This window comes from Scleromatobacter humisilvae, assembly GCF_023231945.1.
Classification (GTDB): Bacteria; Pseudomonadota; Gammaproteobacteria; order Burkholderiales; family Burkholderiaceae_C; genus Scleromatobacter; species Scleromatobacter humisilvae.
The window spans coordinates 68,299-83,137 of record NZ_JAJLJH010000001.1 but is presented as its reverse complement, the minus strand read 5'-3'; the positions used below and the strand labels follow the sequence as shown (position 1 = coordinate 83,137).

The 14,839-nt window shown below is 68.7% G+C and carries 11 protein-coding genes; 6 read left to right on the top strand and 5 right to left on the bottom strand.

Features of this window, described 5'->3' with window-relative positions:
• Positions 1-3 precede the first annotated feature (3 nt).
• Positions 4-1,902, bottom strand: a complete 1,899-nt coding sequence (locus LPC04_RS00380; RefSeq protein ID WP_275680193.1) for an autotransporter assembly complex protein TamA — start codon at positions 1,900-1,902, stop codon at positions 4-6.
• Positions 1,899-3,065, bottom strand: a complete 1,167-nt coding sequence (locus LPC04_RS00375; protein ID WP_275680192.1) for a vWA domain-containing protein — start codon at positions 3,063-3,065, stop codon at positions 1,899-1,901. Before LPC04_RS00375 ends, LPC04_RS00380 begins: the two co-directional genes overlap by 4 nt.
• A gap of 246 nt (positions 3,066-3,311) precedes the next feature.
• Here LPC04_RS00375 and LPC04_RS00370 point away from each other — a divergent pair, with 246 nt between their 5' ends.
• From LPC04_RS00370 to LPC04_RS00355, 4 genes are all read left to right on the top strand, one after another.
• Positions 3,312-4,868, top strand: a complete 1,557-nt coding sequence (locus LPC04_RS00370) for a methyl-accepting chemotaxis protein (protein WP_275680191.1) — start codon at positions 3,312-3,314, stop codon at positions 4,866-4,868.
• Positions 4,869-5,066: 198 nt separating this feature from the next.
• Positions 5,067-5,420, top strand: coding sequence for a hypothetical protein (locus tag LPC04_RS00365; protein WP_275680190.1), 354 nt, complete (start codon positions 5,067-5,069; stop codon positions 5,418-5,420).
• A 67-nt stretch (positions 5,421-5,487) separates the two neighbouring features.
• Positions 5,488-6,951 carry a glycoside hydrolase family 28 protein gene (locus tag LPC04_RS00360; RefSeq protein WP_275680189.1) on the top strand — a complete coding sequence of 488 codons (1,464 nt, stop codon included), beginning with the start codon at positions 5,488-5,490 and terminating at the stop codon, positions 6,949-6,951.
• Between the two features lie 169 nt (positions 6,952-7,120).
• Positions 7,121-7,810, top strand: a complete 690-nt coding sequence (locus LPC04_RS00355; RefSeq protein ID WP_275680188.1) for a PEP-CTERM sorting domain-containing protein — start codon at positions 7,121-7,123, stop codon at positions 7,808-7,810.
• Between the two features lie 163 nt (positions 7,811-7,973).
• On the opposite strand, the gene LPC04_RS00350 is transcribed toward LPC04_RS00355, so the two are convergent.
• Positions 7,974-8,573 (bottom strand): GNAT family N-acetyltransferase, encoded by a 600-nt coding sequence (locus tag LPC04_RS00350; RefSeq protein WP_275680187.1) that lies wholly within the window; start codon positions 8,571-8,573, stop codon positions 7,974-7,976.
• A 2-nt stretch (positions 8,574-8,575) separates the two neighbouring features.
• Entirely contained in the window at positions 8,576-9,418 is an 843-nt protein-coding gene (locus LPC04_RS00345) for an AAA family ATPase (protein WP_275680186.1), read from the bottom strand.
• 135 nt (positions 9,419-9,553) lie between these two features.
• On the opposite strand from LPC04_RS00345, the gene LPC04_RS00340 reads away from it, so the two are divergent.
• Complete coding sequence (locus LPC04_RS00340; RefSeq protein WP_275680185.1) at positions 9,554-10,198, top strand: c-type cytochrome; 645 nt, start codon at positions 9,554-9,556, stop codon at positions 10,196-10,198.
• A gap of 166 nt (positions 10,199-10,364) precedes the next feature.
• A complete protein-coding gene (locus LPC04_RS00335) occupies positions 10,365-11,657 on the top strand; it encodes an HD-GYP domain-containing protein (protein WP_275680184.1) in 1,293 nt (430 codons plus the stop codon).
• A gap of 75 nt (positions 11,658-11,732) precedes the next feature.
• Here the strand turns inward: LPC04_RS00335 and LPC04_RS00330 are convergent, their stop codons facing one another.
• Positions 11,733-14,831 carry an efflux RND transporter permease subunit gene (locus LPC04_RS00330; RefSeq protein ID WP_275680183.1) on the bottom strand — a complete coding sequence of 1,033 codons (3,099 nt, stop codon included), beginning with the start codon at positions 14,829-14,831 and terminating at the stop codon, positions 11,733-11,735.
• Between the last annotated feature and the right edge of the window lie 8 nt (positions 14,832-14,839).

Genomic DNA, 14,839 nt, shown 5'->3' with positions numbered 1-14,839 from the left:
GCCTCAGAAGACGACGCCGACGCTGAGGTCGAGCCGCACCAGGTGATGCTCGCCCTGCCCGTGCGACAGGTCGATCTTCAGCGGCCCGACCGGGCTGCGCCAGCGCAGGCCCACGCCGTAGCCGCGGTCGATCTTGAGGTCGCTGAAGCGCGACGCGGCACTGCCCGCGTCGTAGAAGGCGGCCCACCAGACGGACGGCAGCCGCTCGGTGAACGGGTGCGCGACCTCGATGCTGGAGGTGATCAGCGAGTTGCCGCCGATCACGTTGCCGTTGCGGTCCAGCGGCCCGAGCGAGCGCCAGCCGTAGCCGCGCACCGAGTCCTCGCCGCCGGCGCGCCACTGCTCGGCGTCGGGCATCGCGACCTTGTCGCCGACGAGGATCTGCCCCAGCTCGACGCGGCCCTGCAGGTAGAAGGAATTGGGCAGCGGCCAGTAGTCGGTGAGGCGGCCATACAGCCGCGTGTAGGGGCCGTACTTCGCGTCGGGGTTGTAGAGCGACGGCGGGCCGCCCGCGACGCCCACGCCGACCTGGCCCGACAGCGTCCAGCCCTTGGTGGGCAGCACCACGTTGTCGACGTTGCGCCAGACGTTGGCCTGGTTCAGCGACAGCGCGCGGGCGTCCGCGCAGTCGTAGGAGTCGCCCGAACCCAGGTCGTCGATCGGCAGCGGGCCGAGCACCGGATCCTTCGGCGTGCACTGGATCGAGCGCTCGAGCTGCACGAAGGTCGTGCGGGTCAGCGGGTTGCTGTCCTGGGTGCGGCCGAAGCGCACGGACGCGGCGCGCACCAGGTCGTTGGTGGTCTTGATGCTGCCGACGCTGCCGCCGACGATCCAGCTGTGGAAGCTCTCGGCCGGATGCGTGGCCAGCGAGACGTCCCACTGCTGGATGTCGCGGCCCCACTGGATCTTGTTGTTCAGGGTGGCGGGCAGCCCGAAGATCTTGCGGTCGGTGTGCTCCAGCGTGATGCGCGGGCCGGTGAGCGAGTTGTAGCCCAGGCCCACGGTGGCCTGCTGCAGCGACTGCTCGTGCAGGCGCACGGTCACCGTCGCGTGCGTCGCCTGCGCCGGATCGGGGTCGTAGATGACGGCGACCTGCGTGAACAGGCCGGTCTTGATGAGCCGGTCCTGGTAGTCGATCAGGCGCTGCTGCGTCAGCGGCGTGCCCGGGCCGAAGCCGGCCAGCAGGCGCACGTTGCGCTCGGGCTGGCGCTCGAGGCCCTCCACGGCGAGATCGCCGGCCAGGAAGCGCGGGCCGGTGTCGGCGACGAGGAACAGGCGCGCCTGGTTGGTGGCCGGGTCGACCTGCGCGGCCGTCGCGGTCCAGATCGCCGCGGCGTAGCCCTCGTTGCGCAATGCGGACAGCGTCTCGGCCTTGGCGCTGTCCCAGTTGCCGTTGCGAAACACCTGGCCCTTCTGCAGCGCCCATTCGGTGCGAAGCCGGTCTTCGAAGGCGAGGGCCCGGGCGTCGCCCGCCTCGGCCTGGCGCGCGAGCTCGCCGTCGAATTCCAGCGTGAAGCGGCCGACGGTCGCGGGCTCGCCCGGCACCAGCTTGATCAGGATGCGATGCGCGTCGGCCGGGTCGGCGGCGACGGTGACCTCGGCGCGGAAGTAGCCCTCGGTCTGCGCCAGCGCGCGGCCCTGGGCCGGCGCGGCCGCGACCAGGCGCGCCCACTCGGTGTCGTCGAGGCTGTCGGCCTCGGCCAGGCGCGCGGCGCGCTCGAGGTCGAGGTTCTTCTCGAGCAAGGCCTTGAAGGGCGAGGGCGCGTCGACCACCAGCTCGCGGGTGGCCGCGCGCGCGTCCGTGACGCCCGAGAGCGCGCAGCCGCAGGCCAGCGCCAGCACGAGGGCGCGCGGGCCGGACTGTCGTTGCGATTGGAAGCGCGAGCCGCCCGCGGCCGTCATTTCGTCAAGAGACGCATCGCACCCTCCAGCCCTTGCAGGGTCAGCGGGAACATGCGGTGGCTGACGAGTTGCTCGATCAGCGAGATGCTTTGCCGGTACTGCCACACGCCCTGTGGCTCCGGGTTGATCCAGCAGTGCTTGGGGAACGCGTGCGTGAGACGCTGGATCCACTCGGCGCCAGGCTCGGCGTTGTTGTACTCGACGCTGCCGCCGGGCTGCAGGATCTCGTAGGGGCTCATCGTCGCGTCGCCGATGAAGATCAGCCGGTAGTCCTTGTTGTACTTGCGGATCACGTCCCAGGTGGCGTGCTTCTCGGAGAAGCGGCGGCGGTTGTTCTTCCACACGAAGTCGTAGACGCAGTTGTGGAAGTAGTAGAACTCGAGGTGCTTGAACTCGCCCTTGGCGGCCGAGAACAGCTCCTCGACGCGGTGGATGTGGTCGTCCATCGTGCCGCCCACGTCCATCAGCAGCAGCACCTTGACCTTGTTGTGGCGCTCGGGCTGCATCCTGATGTCGAGCATGCCGGCGGCGGCGGCCGTCGCGTGGATCGTGTCGTCCAGCGCGAGTTCCTCGGCCGCGCCCTCGCGCGCGAAGCGGCGCAGGCGGCGCAGCGCGACCTTGATGTTGCGCGTGCCCAGCTCCAGCGAGTCGTCGTAGTCGCGATAGGCGCGCTGCTCCCACACCTTGACGGCGCTGCGGTTCTTGCCGGCGCCGCCGATGCGGATGCCCTGTGGGTTGTAGCCGCCGTGGCCGAACGGCGAGGTGCCGCCGGTGCCGATCCACTTGCTGCCGCCCTCGTGGCGGCCCTTCTGTTCCTCGAGGCGCTGGCGCAGCGTGTCCATCAGCTCGTCCCAGCCCATCGCCGCGATCGCGGCCTTCTGCTCGGGCGTGAGTTCGCGCTCGATGAGCTGGCGCAGCCAGTCCTCCGGGATGTCCTTGGACTCGGTGAGCTTGGCCACGCCGTTGAAGAACGCGCCGAAGGCCTTGTCGAAACGGTCGAAGTGCGCCTCGTCCTTGACCAGCGTGGTGCGCGCGAGGAAGTAGAAGTCGTCGATCGACGGGCCGATCACGCCGGCCTTCAGGGCCTCCAGCAGCGTGAGGTATTCCTTGACCGAGACGGGCAGCTTGGCTTCGCGCAGCGTGTAGAAGAACGGGATCAGCATGGCGGAGGACGGGCTGTTGCGGCCGGGCACGACGGGGATTCGCGCACGGGGACGCCTGATTCGTGAAGGGTATCACCGATGGCCGGCGCGCTCCGGCGCCGACCTCAAGACCGGCCCGGGCTTGCCGAAGTTGCGGTAATGCACCGCTTCGGGGCGGCTTCTCGACCGTTCGGGAGACGCGCGGATGCCCTCAAATGCTGCATCGACCCGCAGAGGTCGACGAGCGCATTTTCGTTTGGAGACACCATGAGTTTTCTCAGCCAATGGCGCATCGGGCGCCGCTTGAGCCTGGCGTTTGCCGTCGTGGTCGCGCTGACCGTCGTCTCGGCAGGCTTCAGCCAGATCCGCCTGATGGAGATCCAGTCGCGGTCGCATGAGCTGACGGCCGAGCAGGCCGAACGCACGGCGCTGTCGTATCGCTGGCGCCAGTACATCGCGGTGAATTCCAGCCGTTCGGCCACGGCGGCGCTGATGACCGACGCGACGCTTGCCGAACCGCTGCTCGCCAAGATCAAGGCGACGTCGGCCGAGACGACCGTGCTGCAGAAGCGCTTCCAGGCCATCGAGACGACGCCCGAGGGTGTCGCGCTCCAGCAGAAGCTGGCCGAGGTGCGCCAGCGCTACCTGGCGGCGCGCGAAGCGATGAACAAGGCCGGCGAGGGCGGTTCCTCGATCGCCGCCACGATCGCCAAGGGCCAGGCCTCGCAGGCGTTCAACGTCCTCACCGACGAGTATCTCGCCGCGTCGGACGCCCTGGTCGCCTACGAATCCAGGCGCACCGATGCCGACGGCGCCGCGATCTCCTCCGCAGTCATGGCCATGAGCGTCGTCAACGTCGTGTGCGGCGTCGTCAGCGCGCTGTTCTCGATCGCCATCGGCTTCGCGCTGACGCGCAGCATCGTCGGCCCGGTGCAGGCCGCGCAGAAGGCCGCCGACCGCATCGCCGCGGGCGACCTCACCGGCAACTGCCGCGTGGTGGGCAGCGACGAGTCCGCCCAGCTGACCGCGTCGCTGGGCAAGATGCAGGACTCGCTGACGCGCATCGTGCGCGAGATCCGCAGCTCCACCGAGCAGATCCAGGTCGCCAGCACCGAGGTGGCCAGCGGCAACCAGGATCTCAGCGCGCGCACCGAGCAGACCGCCGGCAGCCTGCAGCAGGCCGCGAGTTCGATGGACGAGCTCACCAGCACGATCCGCCACAGCGCCGACGCCGCCACGCAGGCGCACGGGCTGGCCAACTCGGCCTCGCAGATCGCCACGCGCGGCGGCGAGGTCGTGTCGCAGGTCGTCTCGACGATGAACGAGATCAATGCCTCGTCCAAGAAGATCGCCGACATCATCGGCGTGATCGACGGCATCGCCTTCCAGACCAACATCCTCGCGCTCAATGCCGCGGTCGAGGCGGCCCGTGCCGGCGAACAGGGCCGCGGCTTCGCGGTCGTCGCCGGCGAGGTGCGCTCGCTGGCGCAGCGCTCCGCCGAAGCCGCCAAGGAGATCAAGACGCTGATCGGCGCCTCGGTCGACAAGGTGGAAAGCGGCGCGCGCCTGGTGCAGGACGCGGGCTCGACGATGCACGAGATCGTCAGCGCGGTGCGCCGCGTCAGCGAGGTGCTGGGCGAGATCACCACCGCCACCAGCGAGCAGGCCGGCGGCATCCAGCTGGTCAACGACGCCGTCAACAACGTCGACCAGATGACGCAGCAGAACGCCGCGCTGGTGGAGCAGTCCGCCGCCGCCGCCGAATCGATGCGCGACCAGGCGGGCAAGCTGGCCCGCACCGTCGAACAGTTCCGCACCCAATAAGAAGACGCTGTCATCCGGCGAGGGCGCGCGGCCGCGAGGTCGCGCGCCCTTTTCGTCGATGCGAGTTCCGCCCGCAGCGAGCCGGCGCCGCGCGGGGCCGTGACGCACAATCCGGCATGGCCGTCGCCGTGCGGCGGTCGCTTGACGGAGTCGCCCCGGATGGGCTCGATCACCATTGCTTCCGAAACCGCGGACACCATGACGGTCGTCTTCAGCGGAGACCGGCGCATCCACGACTTCGAGAAGATCGAGGAGCAGTGGGAGTTCTGGCCCGCGGCCACGCTGCGCTGCAGGAGCCTGGGCATCCGCCGGGTCCTGGTGCTCAACGAACTGGCGGGCGAGATCTCGAGCACCTACGTGCGCGACTTCCACACCAACCTCGACAAGTTCGGCTTCGATCGCGAGATCCGCTACGCGATGGTCGTGCGCGAACCGCATGCGCGAGGCATTCTGAGCCTGGGCATCGCCCTGGCCAGCCGCGCCGGCTGGGACATCGCGATCTTCAGCGACGAGTCGGCGGCCGGATCGTGGCTCGCCCGGCCGCTGCCCTGACGCGGACGCGGGGCCAGGCGGCCGCATCGGCGGCAGAATGCGTGCGGACATCGAACCGGAGTTGCGCATGCGTTCATTTCTCCGCCTGTTGGTGCTTGCTTCGACAGGCCCGCTCGTCATGGTTGGCTGCGCGGTGCAGGAGCCTGCGCCCGCCGCGCCCACGCGCGTCACGCCCGCGAGCGCGCGCACCTGCGACGCCTACGCCTTCGGCGCCGTCGGCGACGGCCAGGCCAAGGACACCGCCGCCCTGCAGCGCGCCATCGAGGCCTGCTCCGAGGACGCGGGCGGCACCGTGGTGCTGGCGCACGGCACCTTCCTCTCGGGCACGATCGTGCTGCACAGCCACGTCACGCTGCGCATCGAACGCGGCGCGACGTTGCTGGGCAGCCGCGACGACGCCGACTACCCGACGCTCAAGCCGCTCGTCGTCAACACGCAGCTGGACGACTGCCGCCACGCGCTGGTCTACGCGGTCGGCGCCACGGCCGTGCGCATCGAGGGCGGCGGCACCATCGACGGCAACGCCGACATCGACAAGTGGCGCGGCATGGCGCGGCGCGAGGGCGAGCGGCCGATGGCGATCTTCACGGCGCTGTCCACCAACGTCGCGATCGAGGGCGTGCGGGTGCGCAACGCCGCGACGTGGGCGGTGGTCAACATGGAGGTCGAGCACCTGGTCATCCGCGGCATCGACGTCGACTCGCCGCACGGGCCGACGCACGACGGCATCGACGTCGTGGACGGGCACGACGTGCTGATCGAGGACAACACGGTCAACGCCGGCGACGACGGCATCTGCCTCAAGAGCGGCGGCGCGAAGGGCCTGAGCGACGTCGTCGTGCGGCGCAACCACGTGCGCGGCGCGGGCGTGGCCAACGGCCTGAAGCTGGGCACGGCCACCGTCGGGCCGATGCGCCGGATCGTGTTCGAGGACATCGCGATCGAGAACGCGCAGGCCGCGGCGATGGCGGTCGAATCGGTCGACGGCGGCGAGGTGGCGGACGTGACGTTCCGGCGCATCACGCTGTCGGACGTCGGCACGCCGGTCTTCGTGCTGCTGGGCGCGCGCGGCCCCGCGGGCGTCGGCGCGATCCACGACATCCGCTTCGAGACGATCCGCGGCGAGCGCCTGCGCTATCCGTGGGGCGCGCTGCTGACCGGCGCGCCGGCCGATGCGGCCGGGCGGCACGACCTGCAGGCGATCGCGTTCAAGGACATCGCGATCACCTGGCGCGGCGTCGGCGACGCGGCCGGTCCGCACGTCTTCGGCAGCGGCGTCGCGGATGTCGACCGCTTCCCGGCCTACGCCGGCGGCTACCCGGACGCCAAGTTCGTCTTCGCGACGCCGACCGCGAAGGCCGAGGTCATCGACTACGCGCTGCCCGGCTACGCGTTCTTCGTGCGCGACGCCCGCGGCGTGACCTTCGACGACTGCCGCATCGCCGTCGACGGCGCCGAGACCCGCGCGGCGATCGTGGGCCGCGATGCGGAGATGGCGGGCGACTGCCGGCGCGAGGTGGCGCCGCGCTGAAGGGACTTCGCATGGCGACGGCCGGGCCCCGGGGACGCGACTCACCCTTTTTGGGGCTGACCGCCCACGGCGCCTGCCGCTATATTCGGCCGAGAATCGACGTCCTGTGTGCCGGCGCCGCCGGCTTCGGGTTCGTCAAGATCCGACATCCATCCAGAGGGAATCCAACATGAAGACGAAGATGACTGCCGCCGCGCTGGCCGCACTCCTGGCCCTGGCCGCGCAGGGCGCGTCGGCCGCGACCGTGTCGTGGGCCAACTGGTCCAGCGACACCGCTTCCACGGTCTCCGGCACCGTGACGGTCGACGGCTCGCCCGTCAGCGTCACGTACAGCGGCGCGCAATACGCGTTCGCCCAGCTGAACGGTTCCGGCACGAACTATTGGGTGCCGAACGGTCCGTACCTGAGCTCGACGGTCTCGAACGCCCCGGGCGCGGCGGACATCGTCGGCCTGAGCGACGCCGGCACCAGCGTCATCACGTTCTCCGCGCCGGTCGTCAACCCGGTGATCGCCCTGGTGAGCTGGAACGGCGCCAACGTGACCTTCGGCGGCGGCACCGACACCCAGACCTACAACATCGACTACCTCAGCTCGGGCTGCGGCTACTGGGGCTGCGGCACCTACGCGACGCCGACCAGCAACTCCTTCGTCGGCAGCGGCGAACTGCACGGCGTCATCGAGCTGATCGGCACCTACTCGTCGATCTCGTTCACCGACACGACGGGCGAGTACTGGCACGGCCTGACGGTCGGCGCCTTCGCGACGTCCGTCCCCGAACCGGCCGAACTGGGCATGATGGCGCTGGGCCTGGGCGTCGTCGGCGCGCTGGCGCGTCGCCGCAAGAGCCGCGCGGCCTGAGCCTGCGCTGGCGCTGAAGCCGCCCGCGTCGCGAGACGCCGGCGGCTTTTTCACGTCCTGCGGCCTCGAATGCGGACGGAAATGGCCGGGGCATGTCGGTCAGCCAGTCTCGCGCGGGAGTCGGGGCAGGCGCTTGACGCGACGCGTCGCAGCGTCGACGCCGTCATGAGCGCGGCTTGTTCTGCTGATGGAGCAAGTGCGCCTTGACCTCCGGCCACTCGCCGGCGGTCAGGCTATACATCACCGTGTCGCGCACCGTGCCGTCGCGCCGCACCGCGTGATGCCGCAGCACGCCGTCCTTCCTCGCGCCCAGCCGCTCGATCGCCTTCTGGCTGGCGAAGTTGTAGTTGTCGGTGCGCCAGCCCACCAGCTTCGCGTTCAAGGTCTCGAACGCGTGCACCAGCAGCAGCAGCTTGGCGCAGGTGTTGACGTGCGAGCGCTGCGTGCTCTTCGCGTACCAGGTCCAGCCGATCTCCAGGCGGTCGATGGCCGGCACGATGTCGTGGTAGCTGGTCGAGCCGATGATGCGGTCGTGGTTCTCGAGATCGACGACGACGAAGGGCAGGCGGTTGCCCTGCGCGCGCATCGCGAGCGCGCGCTCCACGTAGCCGCGCGTGTCGTCCGGGTCGGGCACCGAGGTGACGCGGATGTTCCACAACTGGCCGTCGGCGGCCGCGGCCTTCAGTGCGTCGACGTGCGCGAGCGCCATCGGCTCGAGGCGGATGCGCCCGTCGGTGAGCGTGACCGGCTGGACATTCAGCATCTCTAGCGGTTGTTCTTCTGCATGAAGATGAGCTTCTCGAACAGCGTCACGTCCTGCTCGTTCTTGAGGAGCGCGCCGATCAGCGGCGGGATCGAGACCTTGTCGTCCCTGGACTGCAGCGCGGCGACCGGGATGTCCTCGGCCAGCAGCAGCTTGAGCCAGTCGAGCAGCTCGGAGGTCGAGGGCTTCTTCTTCAGGCCCGGCAGGTTGCGCACGTCGTAGAAGCTCTTGAGCGCGGCGGCCACCAGCTCCTGCTTGATGCCGGGGAAGTGCACGTCGACGATCTGCTGCATCGTCGAGGCCTCGGGGAACTTGATGTAGTGGAAGAAGCAGCGGCGCAGGAAGGCGTCGGGCAGCTCCTTCTCGTTGTTGCTGGTGATGAAGACGACCGGGCGCTGGATCGCGCGGATCGTCTCCTTGGTCTCGTAGACATGGAACTCCATGCGATCGAGTTCGCGCAGCAGGTCGTTCGGGAACTCGATGTCGGCCTTGTCGATCTCGTCGATCAGCAGCGCCACCGGCGTCTCGCTGGTGAAGGCCTGCCACAGCACGCCCTTGACGATGTAGTTGTGGATGTCCTTGACGCGCGGGTCGCCCAGCTGGCTGTCGCGCAGCCGGCTCACCGCGTCGTATTCGTACAGGCCCTGCTGCGCCTTCGTCGTGCTCTTGATATGCCATTCGAGCAGCGGCAGGCCCAGCGCGCTCGCGGCTTCCTCGGCGAGCATCGTCTTGCCGGTGCCGGGCTCGCCCTTGACCAGCAGCGGACGGCGCAGCGTCATCGACGCGTTGACCGCGAGCATCAGGTCGGGCGTGGCGACGTAGTTGGCTGAACCTTCGAACTTCATGGCGGCTGGGGGTGGGTTTTGCCTGACGGGGCGGGTCGTTCCAGTATAAAGGGACGTTCCTATAATCTTTGGAGCAGGCCGGCACGGACCCCTGCACTGGAAGTACTGCTCCTGCGGATCAACAAAGACGAGACGATGACAAGAACCCTGACCTTGCTTCTGGCCCTCGCGGGCGTCTTCTCCACCGCCCATGCGCAGACCGGCGATGCGCAACGCGGGTCGACCAAGGTTCAGATGTGCATCGGCTGCCACGGCATCGTCGGCTACCAGGGCGACTTCCCGCAGGTCTACCACGTGCCCAGGATCGCGGGCCAGGACGCCAAGTACATCAGTGCGGCGCTGACGGCCTATCGCAGCGGCGACCGCAAGCATCCGACGATGCGCAGCATCGCGACGTCGCTGACCGACCAGGACATCGCCGACATCGCGGCCTACTACTCGAAGCTCGGCCATCCCGACGGCCCGGTGCCCGCGGCGCTCGAGTCGGCGGTGCCCGACAAGATCCGCAGCGCGGTCACCACCTGCGTGGCGTGCCACGGCGTCAACTTCTCGACGCCGACCGACGGCACCATCCCCCGCATCGCGGGCCAGTACCCGGACTACCTGGCGATCGCGCTGAGGTCGTACAAGGTCGAGGGCAATCCGCACTACGGCCGCTCCAACGCGGTGATGGGCGCGATGGCCAAGCCGCTGAAGGACGACACCATCGCCGAGATCGCCGACTACCTGGCGTCGCTGCCGGGCGAGCTGCGCACCGTGCCGCAGGCCAAGTTCAAGTAGCGCGCGCGGCCGGACGGCCGGCGCGGCAATCGATCACGACGAAACCGCCTCCGGGCGGTTTTGTTTTTTCGGATCCTGCGCGGCAACGCTACAGTCGCGGCGCGCCTGGCCGAAAACAGGAGAGCGCCGGCTTTCCGCCGGCAACTGCCGCCCGTCCGCCCGTCCCATGCTCAAGAAGATCCGCGTCGACCAGGTCCGCCTGGGCATGCACCTCCATGCCCTGGAAGGGGCCTGGATGGATCATCCGTTCTGGAAGACACGTTTCATCATCCGCGACGCCGACCAGCTCAGGAAGCTGACGGACAGCGTGATCAAGGAAGTCTGGATCGACCCGGAGAAAGGCCTGGACGTGGCCGACGAGGCCGTCGCGCTGGCCGTGCCGGCGCGCGTGCCCGCGCCCGCGATGGCTGTCGCGGCGGTGCCGGCCGCGCAGCCCGCACCGGCCTCGGCCGGCGCCGGCCCGGCATCCCTGCCGGCCCGTGCCAGGTCGACGCCCGTCCCCGCGCCGTCCAGGAGCTTCGCCGAGGAAATGCGCACTGCCACCGCCGTGTGCCAGAAGGGCAAGGCGCAAGTCCACAAGATGTTCAACGAGGCCCGCCTGGGCCGCGCGATCGACGCCGAGTCGTTCCGGCCGCTGGTCGAGGAGATCTCCGACTCCGTCATCCGCAACCCCGGCGCGATCGTCAGCCTGGCGCGCCTGAAGACGCAGGACGACTACTCCTACATGCACTCGGTGGCCGTGTGCGCGCTGATGGTGGCGCTGGGCCGCGAGCTGGGCTTCGACGAGGAACAGTGCCGCATGGCGGGCACCGCCGGCCTGCTGCACGACGTGGGCAAGGCGCTGATGCCGCTGGACATCCTCAACAAGCCCGGCAAGCTCACCGACGCCGAATTCGACGTGATGCGCAGCCACCCGGTGCGCGGCCACGAGCTGCTGCAGGAGGCGCGCGGCACCGTGCCCGAGGCGATGGACGTCTGCCTGCACCACCACGAGCGCTTCGACGGCGGCGGCTATCCGCACAAGCTGCCCAACGACCAGCTGAACCAGCTGGTGCGCATGGGCTCGATCTGCGACGTCTACGACGCGATCACGTCCAACCGCCCGTACAAGATGGGCTGGGATCCGGCCGACTCGATCGGCAAGATGGCCAGCTGGAAAGGCCAGTTCGATCCCGTGATCTTCGCGACGTTCGTCAAAAGCGTGGGCATCTACCCGACCGGCTCGCTGGTGCGCCTGCACTCCGACCGCCTGGCCGTGGTGATCGAGCAGAACGCCGCGGCGTTGACGGCGCCGATCGTGCGCGTGTTCTATTCGCTGAAGTCGCAGATGCCGGTGTCGCTGCAGCGGCTCGACCTGTCGTCCGGCACGAGCGACCGCATCGTCGGGCGCGAGTCGCCGGAGAAGTGGAATTTCACGTTCCTCGACGAGCTCTGGGCGGGGGACGCGGCCAAGCGCTGAGCCACGCGCGGCGACCGCCATGAAAAAGGGCCCGACGTCACCGCCGGGCCCTTCGCGTCTGCAAGCGCGACGTGCTCAGTGCGCTGGCTTCGGCGCCATCTCCTCGTCGGCCTCGCGCGTCTCGTCATCGAGCGCCGCGTCCTTGTCGACGCTCTTCTCGTGCTTCGCGCCGAGCAGCATGTACCAGGCCGGGACGACGAACAGCGTGAACAGCGTGCCGATCGACATGCCGGTGAAGATCACGAGGCCCATCGCCTGGCGGCCCGCCGCGCCGGCGCCGGAGGCGATGACCAGCGGCACCACGCCGAAGACCATCGCGGCGGTGGTCATCAGGATCGGGCGCAGCCGGATGCCGGTGGCCTCGAGGACGGCGTCCAGCTTGCTCAGGCCCTTCTTCTGCTCGTTGTTGGCCACCTCGACGATCAGGATCCCGTGTTTCGAGATCAATCCCATCAGCGTCACCAGCCCGACCTGCGTGTAGATGTTCATCGACGCGAAGCCGAGGAAGATGAAGATCACCGCGCCGAACAGCGCCAGCGGCACCGAGAACAGGATGACGACGGGGTCGCGGAAGCTCTCGAACTGCGCGGCCAGGGTCAGGAACACGATGACGACCGCGAACCCGAGCGTGATGAGGAAGCCGCCCGACTCCGAGCTGAAGACACGCGACTGGCCCGCATAGTCGGCGTTGTAGCCACTGGGCGCCGCGGCCTTCAGCGTGTCGCGCAGGAACTGCAGCGACTCGCCCTGCGAGCCGGCCGGCACCGCGATGATCGTCACCGAGTTGAGCTGCTGGAAGCGCGAGATCGACTCTGGCTGCACCGTGTACTTGATGCTCGCGACGGTGCTCGCCGGGATCAGGCCGGCGGTGGGCGTCTTGATGTAGAAGTCGAGCACGTTGGACGGGTTCAGGCGGTCGACCTGCTGCACCTGCGGGATCACCTTGTACGAGCGGCCCGCGATGGAGAAGTAGTTGACGTAGCCGCCACCGAGCGCCGAGCCGAGCGCGTTGCCGACGTCCTGCTGCGTCATGCCGAGGGCCGCGATCTTCTCGCGGTCGACGACGACGGTCGCCTGCGGCGCGTCGAGCTTCAGGTCCAGGTCGACGTAGTAGAACTTGCCGGACGCGCGCGCCTTGTCCAGCACCTGCTGCGCCACCGTGTTGAGGTTCTCGAACGGCTCGGTCGTCGTGATGACGAACTGCACCGGCAGGCCGGACGAGCCGGGCAGCGGCGGGAACTGGAACGCGGCGACGCGCGCGCCGGCGATCTTGTTCCACTTGTCCTGCAGGTCGAGCTGGATCTGGTGCGCGCTGCGCGTGCGATCGCCCCAGTTCTTCAGGAGGACGCCGCCGATGCCCTGGTTGGTCGTCGGCACGCCGGTGATCTGGAACATCTGCTTGTACTCGGGGATCGAGTGGCCGATGTCGAACACCTGCTTGGCGTAGGTCTGCATCTGGTCGGACGTGGCCGTGGGCGAGCCCACGACCTGCGACAGCACGATGCCCTGGTCCTCCTCGGGCGCGAGTTCCGACTTGGAGAACATGAACATCGCCACCAGCATCGCGAATATCAGCAGCGACATCACGATCAGCACGGGATAGGTGCCCAGCAGGCTGCGCAGCAAGCGCGTGTAGCCATGGCGCACCTTCTCGAACACGTGGTCGATCGCCTTGACGAACTTCCCGTTGTCCTGCTCCTGCGTGAAGATGCGCGAGCACATCATCGGCGACAGCGTCAGCGCGACGACGCCCGAGACGAACACGGCGGCCGCGAGCGTGAACGCGAATTCGGTGAAGAGCGCGCCGGTGAGGCCGCCCTGGAAGCCGATCGGCACGTACACGGCGATCAGCACGGCCGTCATCGCGAGAATCGGGCTGCCCAGCTCGCGCGCGGCGATCAGCGCGGCCTCCATCGGCGTCTTGTGCTCCTCCTTCATGTGGCGGTCGACGTTCTCCACCACGATGATGGCGTCGTCGACGACCAGCCCGATCGCCAGCACGAGCGAGAGCAGCGTGAGCAGGTTGATCGAGTAGCCGAGCATCAGCATGATGAAGAACGTGCCGATCAGCGACAACGGCATCGCGATCACCGGCACGACCACGGCGCGGAACGTGCCGAGGAACAGGTAGATCACGACGGTGACGATCAGCAGCGCCTCCACCAGCGTCTTCACGACCTCGCTGATCGAGGTGTTGATGAAGTCGGTGGAGTCGTAGACGATCTCGCCCGTCACGCCGTTGGGCAACTGCGCCTTGAGGTCGGGGAAGGCCTCGCGCACGCGCTTTGCGACGTCGAGGATGTTGGCCTCCGGCGCCACCTTGATGCCGATGAACACCGAGCGCACGCCGCTGAACGCGACGTTGAAGTCGTAGTTCTCGGAACCGAGCGTGACGGTGGCGACGTCCTCCAGCCGCACGATGGAGTCGCCGTTCTGCTTGACGATCAGCTTCTTGAACTCGTCGAGCGAGTGCAGGTCGGTGCCGGCCGTCAGCGGCACGGTGACCATCTGGCCCTTGGACGAGCCGAGCGCCGCGAGGTAGTTGTTGGTCGCGAGCGCGGTGCTGATGTCGGTCGCGGACAGGCCGTGCGCGGCCATCTTGTCGGCGTCGAGCCAGGCACGCAGCGCGAACAGGCGCGCGCCCAGCAGCTCGGCCGTCTGCACGCCGGGCACCGAGTCGAGCTTGGGCTTGACGGCGCGCTGCAGGAAGTCGGTGACGTTGTTCGTGGGCAGCGTGTCGCTGTAGAAGCCCATGTACATCGCGTCGGTGGTCTGGCCGGTCGCGACCGTCAGCACCGGCTGCTGCGCCGCGGCGGGCAGCTGGTTCTTGACCGAGTTCACCTGCGTGTTGATCTCGGTCAGCGCGCGGTTGGCGTCGTAGTTCAGGCGCAGCGTCGCGGTGATCGTCGAGACGCCGCTGGCGCTCGACGAGGACAGGTAGTCGATGCCCTGCGCCTGCGCGATCGCGCTTTCGAGCGGCTGCGTGATGAAGCCGGCCACCGTCGCGGCGTCGGCGCCGTAGTAGGTGGTCGAGATCGTGACGACCGAGTTCTGCGTCTTCGGGTACTGGTTGACCGGCAGGCCGAACAGCGAGCGCAGGCCCAGCACGACGATCAGCAGGCTGATCACGCCGGCCAGCACCGGCCGCTTGATGAAGATGTCGGTGAACTTCATGGCGTGCG